General features: G+C 64.8%; 11 protein-coding genes and 1 tRNA gene. 9 read left to right on the top strand and 3 right to left on the bottom strand.

Features of this window, described 5'->3' with window-relative positions; all coding sequences use genetic code 11:
- Window positions 1-3 precede the first annotated feature (3 nt).
- The 7 genes from atzF (at window position 4) to FAS41_RS05500 (ending at window position 7338) form a co-directional block, all read left to right on the top strand.
- Window positions 4-1812: an allophanate hydrolase gene (gene atzF / locus FAS41_RS05530; RefSeq protein WP_138520623.1), complete on the top strand. Its 1809-nt coding sequence runs from the start codon at window positions 4-6 to the stop codon at window positions 1810-1812.
- A 293-nt stretch (window positions 1813-2105) separates the two neighbouring features.
- Complete coding sequence (locus FAS41_RS05525; RefSeq protein ID WP_138520622.1) at window positions 2106-3182, top strand: DUF2157 domain-containing protein; 1077 nt, start codon at window positions 2106-2108, stop codon at window positions 3180-3182.
- A complete protein-coding gene (locus FAS41_RS05520; protein ID WP_138520621.1) occupies window positions 3179-4015 on the top strand; it encodes a DUF4824 family protein in 837 nt (278 codons plus the stop codon). Before FAS41_RS05525 ends, FAS41_RS05520 begins: the two co-directional genes overlap by 4 nt.
- 95 nt (window positions 4016-4110) lie before the next feature.
- Window positions 4111-4338, top strand: a complete 228-nt coding sequence (locus FAS41_RS05515) for a cysteine-rich CWC family protein (protein WP_138520620.1) — start codon at window positions 4111-4113, stop codon at window positions 4336-4338.
- Window positions 4338-5033, top strand: coding sequence for a pseudouridine synthase (locus FAS41_RS05510; protein WP_138520619.1), 696 nt, complete (start codon window positions 4338-4340; stop codon window positions 5031-5033). Before FAS41_RS05515 ends, FAS41_RS05510 begins: the two co-directional genes overlap by 1 nt.
- Window positions 5034-5163: 130 nt before the next feature.
- A complete protein-coding gene (locus FAS41_RS05505) occupies window positions 5164-6216 on the top strand; it encodes a L,D-transpeptidase (RefSeq protein WP_138520618.1) in 1053 nt (350 codons plus the stop codon).
- Window positions 6217-6591: 375 nt separating this feature from the next.
- Window positions 6592-7338 carry a murein L,D-transpeptidase catalytic domain family protein gene (locus FAS41_RS05500; protein WP_138520617.1) on the top strand — a complete coding sequence of 249 codons (747 nt, stop codon included), beginning with the start codon at window positions 6592-6594 and terminating at the stop codon, window positions 7336-7338.
- A gap of 68 nt (window positions 7339-7406) precedes the next feature.
- Here the strand turns inward: FAS41_RS05500 and FAS41_RS05495 are convergent, their stop codons facing one another.
- A complete protein-coding gene (locus FAS41_RS05495) occupies window positions 7407-10280 on the bottom strand; it encodes an HD domain-containing phosphohydrolase (protein WP_138520616.1) in 2874 nt (957 codons plus the stop codon).
- A gap of 3 nt (window positions 10281-10283) precedes the next feature.
- Window positions 10284-11117, bottom strand: a complete 834-nt coding sequence (locus FAS41_RS05490; RefSeq protein ID WP_138520615.1) for a substrate-binding periplasmic protein — start codon at window positions 11115-11117, stop codon at window positions 10284-10286.
- A 500-nt stretch (window positions 11118-11617) separates the two neighbouring features.
- On the opposite strand from FAS41_RS05490, the gene FAS41_RS05485 reads away from it, so the two are divergent.
- Window positions 11618-12511, top strand: a complete 894-nt coding sequence (locus FAS41_RS05485) for an alpha/beta fold hydrolase (protein ID WP_138520614.1) — start codon at window positions 11618-11620, stop codon at window positions 12509-12511.
- Between the two features lie 151 nt (window positions 12512-12662).
- Window positions 12663-12736, top strand: a tRNA-Gly gene (locus FAS41_RS05480).
- 147 nt (window positions 12737-12883) lie between these two features.
- Here FAS41_RS05480 and FAS41_RS31400 read toward each other — a convergent pair.
- Window positions 12884-13054, bottom strand: coding sequence for a hypothetical protein (locus tag FAS41_RS31400; protein ID WP_425467695.1), 171 nt, complete (start codon window positions 13052-13054; stop codon window positions 12884-12886).
- Window positions 13055-13148 lie beyond the last annotated feature (94 nt).

Here is a 13148-nt window from a genome sequence, read left to right as displayed (position 1 = left end):
ACCATGCCCAACACCTTCGACCTCCGCCTGCCCACCCTGCGCGCCGCCTACCGCGAGGGCCGCGCCACCCCGCGCCAGCTGATCGCCCAACTGCGTGACAAGGCCGCCACCCTGAACCCGGACTACCACCTGTTCATCCACCTGCTGAGCCTGGAAGAGCTGGAGCCCTACCTCGCCGCCCTGGACGGCAAGTCCCCGGAAAGCCTGCCGCTCTACGGCATCCCCTTCGCCATCAAGGACAACATCGACCTCGCCGGCATCCCCACCACCGCCGCCTGCCCGGCCTTCGCCTACACACCGGAAACCTCCGCGACACTGGTCCGGCAACTGATCGAACTGGGCGCCATCCCGCTGGGCAAGACCAACCTCGACCAGTTCGCCACCGGTCTCAACGGCACCCGCTCGCCCTACGGCGAATGCCGCAACAGCGTGCTGCCGGAGTACCCCTCGGGCGGCTCCAGCGCCGGTTCCTCGCTGGCCATGGCGCTGGGCGTGGCGAGCTTCGCCCTGGGCACCGACACCGCTGGTTCCGGCCGTGTGCCGGCGGCGCTCAATGGCCTGCTGGGACTGAAACCGAGCAAGGGTTTGCTGTCCAATCACGGCCTGGTGCCGGCCTGCCGCACACTGGACTGCATCACCTACTTCACCGCCAGCGCCGCCGAGGCCAGCGAGCTGCTCGCCCTTACTGCACGGCTCGATCCGCAGGACGGCTACAGCCGCGCCAACCCGGCGTGGAACGATGCCGGTGCATTCGGCGCCCCCAAACGCTTTCGCTTTGGCGTCCCCCGCGCCAATCAGCTGGAATTCTTCGGCTGCCACGAAGGCCCGGTGCTGTTCACCGACGCTCTGGACCAGCTCAAGGCCCTCGGCGGCGAGGCGCGGGAAATCGACTTCGCGCCCTTCCTCGAGGCCGCGCGCCTGCTCTATGAAGGCCCGTGGGTAGCCGAGCGCTACAGCGTGGCGGGCGAGCTGATCGAACGTGACCCGCAGGCGGTGCTGCCGGTGATACGCGACGTGCTGGCGAAAGCCCCCGGCGCAACCGCCGTACAGGCATTCCAAGCGCAATACCGGCTGCAGGAGCTAAAGGCGCAATGCGACGCGATCATCGCCGACCTCGACTGCGTGCTGACGCCCACCATCGGCCGTCCGGTGACACTGGACGAACTGCACGCCGAACCGGTGAAGCGCAACTCCGACCTGGGGTACTACACCAACTTCATGAACCTGCTGGACTACGCCGCCGTCGCCGTACCCAGCGCCCTCATGGACAACGGCCTGCCGTGGGGCGTGACGCTGTTCGGTCGCGCCTTCACCGACCAGTACCTGCTCGGCGTGGCCGATGCACTGCAGCGCCGGCACAACCTGCCGCTCACTGGCGGCAACGCCATTGCCCCGGCGTCTTCCGCCAACACCGCGCGCAACGACCGCGTGCGCCTGGTGGTCTGCGGCGCGCACCTGGACGGCCTGGCGCTGAACTGGCAGTTGCGCCAGCGCGGCGCGCGCTTGCTGCGCGCGACTCAAAGCGCCCCGACCTACAAGCTCTACGCCCTCGCCGGCGGCCCGCCGCTGCGCCCCGGCATGCTGCGAGTGGACGAGGGTGGCGTGGCCATCGAGGTGGAAGTCTGGGAGCTGCCCAGCGCCGAGCTGGGCTCCTTCCTCACCGGCATCCCGGCGCCACTGGGACTGGGCAAGGTGCAGCTGGAAGACGACAGCTGGGAAACCGGCTTCATCTGCGACGCCTGGGGCCTGAATGGCGCCGAGGACATCAGCCGCTTCGGCGGTTGGCGAGCCTGGCTGCAGAGCCGCAGCTAAGTACGGCAGGCTCCCCGTAGGATGGCGTGGAGCGCAGCGATACCCATCAGTCCTATGCTCCGCCAGCATGGGTATCGCTGCGCTCCACCCATCCTACGACCTTGCGCTCTGAATCGCGTTTCGCTCGGTGATCGAGGGCATGGCCCGCTCCTGCAGGAGGCACAGACCTGTAGGAGCGGGCCATGCCCGCGATGGCGTAAAACGCCACGCTTGCCCCACCGCGGCCATTCGCCCATGGAACCCCGCCGCGCCACCCGCTAGAGTTCCAGCATCACCCGCCGCAAGGACCGGTCATGCCCGACCTCAGCCACCAGCAGGCGCAGCACCGCGTCAACGATATCCTGGCCTTCGACCGCGAGCTGCGCCGCCTGCACGACGAGGGAGCCCTCGTCCTCGACACCGCCCAGCGCGACCGCCTGCACGACCACCAGCAACGCCTGCTCGCCGACTACCACGCGCGCTTCGACATCGACCGCGACAGCCAGGACCACCGCCTGTCCCTCGGCATGCGCATCGCTTCTTTCCTCGGCGCGCTGGCACTGGCCGCCAGCCTGTTCTTCCTGTTCTACCAATTCTGGGGCCTGTTCGCGGAAACCGCCCAGGTACTCACCCTCATCGGCGCCTCCCTGATCAGCCTGCTGCTGACGCTCTTCCTGCAACGCCGCGACGCTTCCGGCTACTTCGCCAAGCTCGGCGCCATGCTGGCGTTCGCCTGCTTTGTGCTGAACGTCGTGATGGTCGGGCAGATCTTCAACATCACGCCTTCGGACAAGGCCCTGCTGCCTTGGGCCGCCTACGCCCTGCTGCTCGCCTACACCTGCAATACACGCTTGCTGCTGGCAGCCGCGCTGATCTGTCTGATGGGCTACGTCGCCGCGCGGGTCGGCACCTGGAGCGGCGTCTACTGGCTGGATGTGGGGGAGCGCCCGGAGAACTTCTTCCCCGCCGCCCTGCTGATCTTCCTCGTCCCGTCGTTCATCGGGCAGAACCGCTTCGACGGCTTCGCCACGATCTACCGGGTGTTCGGTCTCCTCGGGCTGTTCCTGCCGATGCTGGTACTGGCCAACTGGGGTGGCGGCAGCTACCTGCCGCTGGGCTTCGCCGCGGTGGAGAATCTCTACCAGGTACTAGGCTTCGTCGTCTCCGCGCTGGTCATCTGGCTTGGCGCACGTCGCGAGTGGCCGGAAGTGGTGAACACCGGGCTGACCTTCTTCGTGATCTTCCTCTACACCAAGTTCTTCGACTGGTGGTGGGAGGTGATGCCCAAGTACCTGTTCTTCCTCGTGCTGGGCCTTTGCGCCGTACTGATCCTGCTGGTGCTGCGCCGCCTGCGCCGTGCCCATGGCCTGCTGGGAGGGACTTCGTCATGAACTGGACGCGCACCCACGCCCTGGTCGGCGGCGTCGGCCTGATCCTGCTGGTCAATGCCGTGGCCCTGGGCGGCGTCGCCTGGAACCGCTCGGCCGAGCCTGACAGCCGACTGCCCCTCAGCCAGCGCGAACTACTCCGCAACAACACCTGGCACAACGAGAACAGCGGCCTGAGCCTGCGCCTGCGCTGGCGCACTCCCAGCCGGGATGAAGAGGCGCGCCAGCACAACCGCGGCTGGCAGCCTGCCCTCGACGGTCGCAAGATGGCGGAACTCGGCTTCGACATGCCCCAGCAGGTGGACGACGACAGCGCCCGACAATTTGGTCGCCAGCAATCGCGCAACGCCCTGCTGGTGCTGGAACTGGCCGGCCCGCTGTACGAGCGCGAAGTCCAACTGACGCGCAAGCGCCTCGACGAGGCCCGCCAGGCCGCCGACGCCGCACCGCAGAATGCGCGTCTGGCCGACGAGCGCGACTTCATCCGGCGTGAACTGGACAGCGAGGAGAAGACCGACACGCGCCTGCTGCTCAAGGACGTCGGCCTGGACCTGCAGACGCTTCGGGCGCGCTACCCCGACCGCCAGCGCTACCTGATCATCCACGGTCGTGTGCGCCCCATCTCCAACTACTACCAGCACATCTGGACACTCGGCGGCACCGCCAGCGCCATCAGCACCGACAACATCAACGTGCCGTACGCGTGGCGCGAACGCCTGGAGGCAATCACGGCGCAGCCGCATCGGACCGCAGACGGCCTGCCCCTGCCCTTCGTCGCCGAAGTCGCCTTCGGCCGGCGCCTGGAGCCCTGGATCGAACGCGTCGAAGTTCCCTGACCGACACCCCGCGCCGATCCGAATCCGCTTGCGCGAGGCGGATCGGCGCTGCACCCTGTGCGCCCGCTCCACTGCCTACGCTCGCCCGGCCGGCCATGAACGACGTCGCTCCCGATCCCAATCGCTGCCCGCTCTGCGGTCAGTCCAACCGTTGCACCCAGGCCGACCCGGCGCTGGAAGGCCAGTCCTGCTGGTGCTTCAGCACGCGTATCGACCGCAACGCGCTGGAGCGCATCCCCCCGGAGCTGGTCGACCGCGCCTGCCTGTGCCCACGCTGCGCCGCCGGGCTTTCGCCGCAGGGCATGGACGACGAGAACGCCTGATGCGTCTGGATCGTTTCATCGCCAACCTGCCACACCTGAACCGACAACAGGCCCGCCAGTTGCTCGCCGAAGGCCGCCTGCGCGTCGATGGCCAGGTGGTGCGTGACGGGCGCCACGAGGTGCGCGAGTTCTCCCGCGTAGAACTGGACGTCGAACTGTTGCAGGCCGGCAAGCCGGCGCGCTACTTCATGCTGCACAAGCCCGCGGGCTGCGTCAGCGCCACCCGCGACGCCGAGCACCGCACCGTGCTCGACCTGCTGGACGAGCCGGACAAGCACGAGCTGCACATCGGCGGCCGTCTGGACTACAACACCACCGGCCTGCTGCTCATCACCAACGACGGCCAGTGGTCGCGGCGTATGACCCTGCCAGGGCGCAAGCTGCCCAAGGTCTACTACGTCGAGACCGAAGACCCTATCGAAGAGCACTACATCGCGACCTTCGAGCACGGCCTGTACTTCGCCTTCGAAGACCTCACCACCCTGCCCGCCCAACTGGAAATCCTCGGCGCGCGTGCCGCGCGCCTGACCCTGCACGAAGGCCGCTACCACCAGGTCAAGCGCATGTTCGGCCACTTCCAGAACAAGGTGACGCGGCTGCATCGCGAGAGCATGGGCAGCCTCGCGCTCGACGCCGCCCTGCAACCGGGCGAATACCGCGCACTGACCGCGCAGGAAATCGCCAACCTCGGCTGAGCCGCTCCTGCGTACCACGCCCTGAGCAACGTTCCGAAAAACCCTACGCGCACCGTTCAGCCCGGCAGTTTGCAGCCTCCGGCGCCGCTTGGCTAAGCTCCCTGCCATGCCCGCGATCCAAGGAAAGGTAATGAAGAAACTGTCGGTTGCCCTGCTGATCGCCCTGAGCGCCAGCGTCGCTTTTGCCAATCCGAGCAAGCCCTCGCCGCTCTCGGACCTGCAGGCCGCGTTGAAGACACTCAAGCCCGGCCAGTTCCTCTGGTACCCGGAAATCTCCCCGGCGGGTCCGGTCACCCTGGTGGTCAGCCTGACTGAACAGCGTGCCTACGTGTACCGCAACGGCATTGCCATCGGCGTAGCCACGGTGAGCACCGGCAAGAAGGGCAAGGAAACTCCCACCGGCGTCTTCTCCATCCTGCAAAAGAAGGTCGAGTACCACTCCGACCTCTACAACAGCGCCCCCATGCCCTACATGCAGCGCCTGACCTGGGACGGCATCGCCCTGCACGCCGGCAACCTGCCCGGCTACCCGGCGTCCCACGGCTGCATCCGACTGCCCATGGCCTTCGCCAAGAAGCTCTACGAGGTCACCGGTTTCAGTACCACCACCGTGATCATCTCCGACGCCAAGAGCTCCCCCGTGGAGGTCTACCACCCCGGCCTGCTCGCCCCCATCGTCAGTGACGGACGCGCCGCCGGCCCGCACGACGACAGCGGCATGGTGGTGCCATTCTGGAGCGACCCTGGCGCCGAAAAGGGCCCGGTCTCCGTGCTGGTCAGCCGCGCCGACCGCCGTCTCTACGTCTACCGCGGCGGGCTGCAGATCGGCACCGCGCCGGTCGCCTTCGAGCACCCGGAGGAGAAGACCGGCGTCGCCGCCTTCTCCCTCATGGAGAAACCTTCCCAGGCCGAGATCGACAGCGAAAACCCGAACCTGCGCTGGACCAGCGTACAGGTCAGCGACCCGCAGCGCGGCCTTTCACCCGCCGAGCAACTGGGCAAGTTCAGCCTCGACCGCGAGTTCCTGCGCAACCTGCTGGCCAGCATGGATGTGGGCAGCACCCTGGTGATCACCGACCTGCCGTCCACCCGCGACATGCGTAGCAACCCGGACTTCACCGTGATCACCACCAACGACCGCAAGGCCGAGCAGAAGCCGGTCAAGAACCAGAGCGTGCAGTAACGCGATGAACCGGAGCGACGACAGGGCGCTCCGGATTTCCCTGACAGTGTCTTCATCATTCCACTGCACCGGCTCTCTCCAGCGCCCTTCAAACTGCCAGCACTCCCCCGCGGACAGACGGCCTCAAGCCTGCCGTGCAAGCAGCCGAAGAATCTCGAAACACAAAGAATCCAGGCACCTGTCCGGGGCGAGCTTATTTCGCCCTCCTTCCCGGAAACCGGCGCGCTGCGGCGCTTTCCCGCACTGAAAAGTTCGTAATTACCGACGGGCGGAACCATACTTGATTAAAAAACAACCACATTACTGGTCAAAAATCGCGCACAATGCGGCGTTTCCCAGAAAAAACCATATCGATTCAACGGGAATGTTGTATTCATGCTGACTTTTTTGAAGTTACGGGGGTTCTTCCGGATTTCGCTCGCCAGTGCCGCGCTTTTCGCGATCGGTAGCTGGCAGACCGCGTCCGCTGCCCGCCTGCCCACGGCCGAGGAACTGCACCGCCTCGCGCCGGCGACCAACACCGAAACCCTGCGTCTGGCGCTCAGCGCGCTGCAGTGCGCCAGCACCCAGCTGGGTGGCCAGAACCAGTTGCTGACGGTAATCGACTATTCCAAGCCGTCCCGCGACAAGCGCCTCTGGGTCTTCGACCTGAAGCAGCGCAAGCTGCTCTTCGAGGAGTGGGTCGCCCATGGCAAGAAGAGTGGCGACGACATGGCCACTTCCTTCTCCAACCGCCCGGAGAGCAACCAGTCCTCCATCGGCCTCTACCAGACCGGCCAGACCTACAGCGGCAAGCACGGTCGCTCCCTGCGCCTGCTGGGCCTGGAGCCCGGCTTCAACGACAACAGCGAAGAGCGCGCCATCGTCATGCACGCCGCTGCCTATGCCGACCCCAAGGTCGTCCCCGGCCTCGGTCGCCTCGGCCGCAGCCTGGGCTGCCCGGCGGTGCGTCCGCAAGTCGCGCAGAAGCTGATCGACACGGTGAAGAACGGCAGCTACGTGTTCGCCTACTACCCACAGCAGAACTACCTGAAGACCTCGCAGTTCCTCGCCGGGCAGAGCTGCACCGTGGCGAAGAATCCGCAGATCAACCGCTACGCCACCAACCTCGCCAAGCGCTGATCTCGCCCCACAAACGCAAACCGCCGGCTGATGCCGGCGGTTTGCGTTTCAGGGGCCTGCTGGAAGGACTACGCCTTCACCCCATCGAGTATCTCCAGGATCGCGCGCACATCCACGGAGTCCATCTGCTCGGGCTGGAGGAAACGCTCGCCGTATTCGCGGTACACCCCCTGGCTGATGAACAGACGGAACAGGTCGGCGTCGATGTGCTGGTCGCGGGCCATGAAGGCGAGGATCTTCAGCGACTCGGACAGCGTCTTTGGCGCCTTGTAGGGGCGGTCGGCGGCGGTCAGCGCCTCGAAGATGTCGGCGATCGCCATCACCCGCTCGGGGATGCTCATCTGTTCGCGGGAGAGTTTGCGCGGGTAGCCGGTGCCGTCCATTTTCTCGTGGTGGTTGGCCGCGATGGTCGGCACACGGCGCAGGTTGCGCGGCAACGGCAGGGTGGTGAGCATCATCAGCGTCTGCACGATGTGCTCGTTGATCTTGAAGCGCTCCTCATCGTTCAGCGTGCCGCGTCGAATGCCCAGGTTGTACAGCTCGCCATAGTTGCTCGCGTAAGGCGGCAGGCGCATGTCGAAGCCCCAGATGTTGCGCGGGTCGTCCTTCACCACCGGCGGCTTGCGCTCGCCCCAGGGCACGCGGTGTTCGGCCTTGTCGGCGAGGAGGAACTCCTCCGCCGGCAGCGGCCGTTCCGGTCGTCCCTGCAACCGCTCGGCCTCGTCATGGGAGATGCCCAGGCGGTCGTCGAAATAGCGCAGCCAGCGGCGCTCGCCGATCTGCTTGAGGCGTTCGATGTCCTCGTCCTTCATGAACTCGCCGCCAACGTTGGCCTGGGCGACGAAGGCGTAGTCGTCGCGCAGCGACTCGTGCAGCGCGTCGCGGCGGGCGGCGAGCAGGCCAATATCGCTGCCTTCGGCGATGCCGCGCCAGTAGTCCAGCTCGATGTCGCGCCAGATCACCTCGAAGCGCGTGCGCACCTCGTGCAGACGGTTATACAGGGTCTCCAGCTTGGTCGCCTTGTCCACCACGTACTCGGGGCTGGTGATCTTGCCGCAGTCATGCAGCCAGGCAGCGATCTGGAACTCGTAGCGCTCGGCGTCGCTCATGGTGAAGCCGGCGTACTCGCCGTCATGCGAGTCGATGACTTTCTGCAGCAGCAGGTCGGCCAGCTGCGGCACCCGCTCGCAGTGGCCGCCGGTGTAGGGGCTCTTGGCGTCGATGGCGTCGGCGAGCAGCTTGATGATCGCATCCAGCAGACGCTGCTGGGCCTCGATCAGTTGCCGGGTCTCGATGGCCACGGCGGCGGCGCCGGAGAGCTCCTCGACGAAACGCTTGAACGGTTTGCGCGGTTGGCGGCTGAGGGCTCCTTCTTCAGCCAGCTGGAGGACCAGAATGCCCAGCAGCTCGTCCGAGCGGTTGCGCAGGGAAACCTCCAGGTACTGTCCGCGATTGGCCAGCGCCAGGTCCACCCGCTCGGCCAGCTCCGACTCGGTGAAGCCTTCGATCAGCATGGATTGCGGGTACTGCTCGCCCTGCACCGAGCAGGCCAGGCGCAAACGGCACTCCTCATCGTCCAGCAGGTAGACCGCCCCGCCCATGACGCCAGTCGCTTCCACCAGGCGCGAGAGCACGCCCTCGAGCATGCTTTCCAGGCGCGTCTCACGGCTCAGGGTCAAGGTGATCGCCTGGAAGTTATGGATGGTGCGCGACATGCTGCCCATCACACTGCTCAGGTCACGAACCTCGGCGATCTTCGACTCCACGCCCACCGGCCGGGCAAAGTCGAAAGCCGCCAGCGCGCCGACCTGGTCAGCCAACGCGGTCAGCGGGCGGGCGATGCGCCGGCCGATGTACCAGCCGATCAGCAGCAGTACAAGCAGCAGCGTGCCGCTCCACAGGGCCTGGTTGAACAGCAGTTGCCGCGCGCCTGCCAGCAGCTCCACGGCGGGAATGGCGATCAGCACCTTCACCTCGTTGCTGGTGAAGTTCGACAGCGGCACCCAGATGCCATACCAGTCCTCGCCACTCACCCGATAAGACTGCGGCGTACCGGAGGGCACATTCTCGGCATTGAGCTCGCTCAGGGCGGGCACCTTCAGCTCGGCCAGCGTGGCCAGGCGCAGGTCCTTGCCTTCATGGACCATCAGCCTGGACAGATCCGGGTAGGCGATCACCGTGCCTTTGCCGTCGACCACCGCCAGTTCCGTGTGGGCAGTCTGGCGCAGGTCACCCATCTCGCCGCCCAGGTCGTTGACCGAGGCGTCCATGCCGATCACCGCAGCACCGTCAACACTGCGGTGCGCCAGGGTCAGGCCGATCTCGCGGGTGGTGAAGAAGACGTAGGGCTGGGTCAGCACCGTCTTGCTGGTGAGACGCGCCTCGTTGTACCAGGGACGTTGTCGCGGGTCGTAGTTGTAGTCGGGGCGCTCCTGTACGCGCAGCAGGCGCAAGTCGCTGTCGTAGAAACGCCACTCGCCGAGCAGGCCGCCCTGGCCGTTGAGCGTCTGGCTCTGCACCAGGTATTTCACCGCGTCCGGCGCCTGCAACGTACGGCGCACCTCCGGCACCCGCAGCGCGCGGATCAGCAGAAACTCGCCGTTCGGATAGCCGATGTAAACCGCGCTCAGGGTGCGGTTGGCGCGCAGGTTCTCCACCAGCATCGGCAGGCGATCGAGGCGGGCCGGCAAGTTGTCGGTCTGCGAAATGGGATCGTGGGTCAGCAGGCGCAGTGCGCTTTCCGCCGGGTCGATCAGGCGGCGGATCCGTTCGTTGATGGTCGCGCCCAACTGACTGGCCGACTCCCCCGCCGCCGTCACCAGCGCGCCTTCCACACCGCGGTATCCCTGGATAAGCAACGCCCCCGCCAGCACCAGCATGCTGGCGATGATGGCGCCGGCCACCAGCAGTTGCAGTGGAATGCCCCGTTCGAATGCCTTCATCCTTTACCAGCCTCTGTCCGTGGAGCTGTAGCGATAGCCGCTGTCGAGCAGTCCTTCCGCCTGTTGCGGCGGTGCATTCTTACGCATGATCCGGGCCAGGGTTCCATCCAGCCATAATGTCTCCATCAAGCGCATCCACTCGGCGCTCTGCGCCGGGGTAAAGCGCTTGCGTGAAAGCATCAGGTTATGGGGTGTCGCCGGCCCGGGCATCACATCTATCACATGAAAGCGGTCCCGTTGACGACGATCACTCACCGCGCCCTCAAGGTTCATCTCATGGCCGATGACGCCTTCCACGTTGCCGTTGAGCAACGCAGTGAAACGCGTCGCGTCGTCCTTGTACTCGAGCACTCGTCCTTCGGCCCTGAGGATGCGCAACATGCCATCGATATAGGCCCCGTGGCGGTAACCGGCGATCACTCCCAGACGCGCACCAGGCATGTCGTGGAAGGCATCCAGGCTGTTCATTTCGCCCAGGTCGTCACGCACGATCAGCTTGTTGCGCATGTACAGGTACGGCAGCAGGTAGGTGTAGGCACGGCGCTGCGGCGTCGCCACGCCACTGGTGCCCATCTGCAGCTCGCCGTTTTCCAGCTTGCGCCAGATTTCGTCGCGCGGGCGAATCGAAGTCTCGAACTGGCAGCCAGTGCGCTTGCCCAACTCGGCGATCAGGTCTGGATCGATGCCCACGTCGTCATGGAAGAACACGACGTTGCGGGTATAGGCCACGGAGATCGGCTGCTCGCAACCGTAGCGATCCTCGGCCATGGCTTCCGCACACAGCCAAGCGGCCGGGGCCAGGACCAGCAATGTGGAGAACCGTGGATGAAGTGCCATTGAACCGCTCCGCACGCGGTATCGGCCTCAGGGGGAGCACGGCGAGATCGCTCGTCTTCGGCAGGGGGCGTTACAGCCATCACATGAGTGTAATCCGGCTTCTCCAAAGCGCCGGAGAATCGCGATGAGAAATGTCATTTCGTCGGATTTCGGCAAACCGATGTGACTCAGGCGCCCAGTGGCGGTTGCAGGCGCCGGACCACCCTGCTTAACTCAGGCTCAAGCATGACCAATGAGTCACGCAGCGCAACCAACAATGATTTTCGCGGCAGCTGTTCCCCAAGCCGCACCTTCCCCCGCCTGATCAGAAGCCAATCCTCCGCGCCTAACCGGCTTCGGATAGCTGTCTTTTGGTGTCGTAACCATTTGAAAATCAAGAGATTGTTAACTTTCGTCGAGTGACATGAAGCTGTCACGTCAAGACGCTTTCCTCTGCCTGGGTACTTTCTTCGCATCCGATGGTGGATGCGCACCATGACCTGCGTCTGGAGGAATACGACATGAGGCCGGAAACCGCCGTCGTCGAGATTCAGCAACACCGGGTACACACGGAGTTTCACGCCAACAGGGAAGCGCGCCAGACCATCATTTTGGTCAACGGATCGCTGGCAACCACCGCCTCCTTCGCGCAAACGGTGAAATACCTGCAACCGCACTTCAACGTGGTCTGCTACGACCAGCCGTATGCGGGCCAGTCCAAGGTGCACAACGACTGCCGCGAGTTCATCACCAAGGAGTACGAGGCGCAGTTGCTGCTCGGCCTGATCGAGCATTACCGCGCCGACGTGGTGATGTCCTTCTCCTGGGGCGGCGTCGCCACCCTGCTGGCCCTGGCAGAACGCCCGGCGCGGATCCAGAAGGCAGTGATCAACTCCTTCTCGCCGCTGCTCAACGCCTCGATGCTCGACTACCTGCACCGCGGCCTGGACTACCTGTCCGCCTGCGACCGCACCAATGTCGGCAACCTGGTGAACGACACCATCGGCCAGTACCTGCCGCAGCTGTTCAAGCGCTACAACTTCCGCCACGTCAGCGGCCTCGACGAGCACGAATACCAGCAGATGCATTTCCACATCTGCCAAGTGCTCAAGCTCAGCGCGGACAGCTACATGGAGAAGTTCGCGGCCATCGACATCCCGCTGCTGTTCATGAATGGCGAGCTGGACATCTACACCACCCCGGCCGAGGCGAAGCTGTTCCAGCAACTGATCCGTGACTGCGAGTTCCGCACCATCCGCAACGCCGGCCACTTCATCGACGTGGAGCACAAGAAGGCCTGGCAGGAAACCCAGGACGCCCTCCTGACCTTCCTCCAGCCGCAGCGCCACCCGGTCCTGGCCAACCCCTACCTGCCCGCCAGCCAGGGCGTGCCCATCGCCGCCATGGTGGGCTGATGCAGCCAGCGCACACAGCCGGGGGCCGGCCCCAGACCCTCCGTCCCCGGTGTTTCACTGCACCATCCCGCTCACGAATTCCGCCCACTCGCCCTACCTGAACGCCGAGGCTTCACTAAGCCCCGCCCTTCTGGTAAAAAGGCACCCCCAAGCGGGCGTCGTATAATGGCATTACCTGAGCTTCCCAAGCTCATGACGAGGGTTCGATTCCCTTCGCCCGCTCCAGAACACCCTGCCAAACCCCTGAAATGCCTAGCGTTTCGGGGGTTTTGCGTTTTCTGGGCCGGAAAGGTGTCGAAAAAGTGTCGAAGAGCAGCGTGACTTACTCAGTTGCGCCCTGAGCAATGCCACCAGGAGTAGCGCGATAAGCAGTCATGGCTCAGGTTTCTTAGCTATATCTTTGACCCATTCGGATCTTCTGACGGGTGGCTTATAACCAGTTTTACCTGGTCTGACCTCTTGAATTTCGCCGCCGTGCGACAAAAACTCTTCAGTTTTCGCAATTATCTCCGATCTCACTCGATCCAAATAAATATTCGACATAAAAATATCCTCCTGCGAAAGCCAGATTGGCTACGCGTCTTGTTGACTATACCGACAATTGGACTACCTCCGATTTTAATTATTACCACCGGTC

It is taken from the genome of Pseudomonas nicosulfuronedens (assembly GCF_005877905.1).
Classification (GTDB): domain Bacteria; phylum Pseudomonadota; class Gammaproteobacteria; order Pseudomonadales; family Pseudomonadaceae; genus Pseudomonas; species Pseudomonas nicosulfuronedens.
This window is presented reverse-complemented; position numbering and strand designations above follow the sequence as displayed.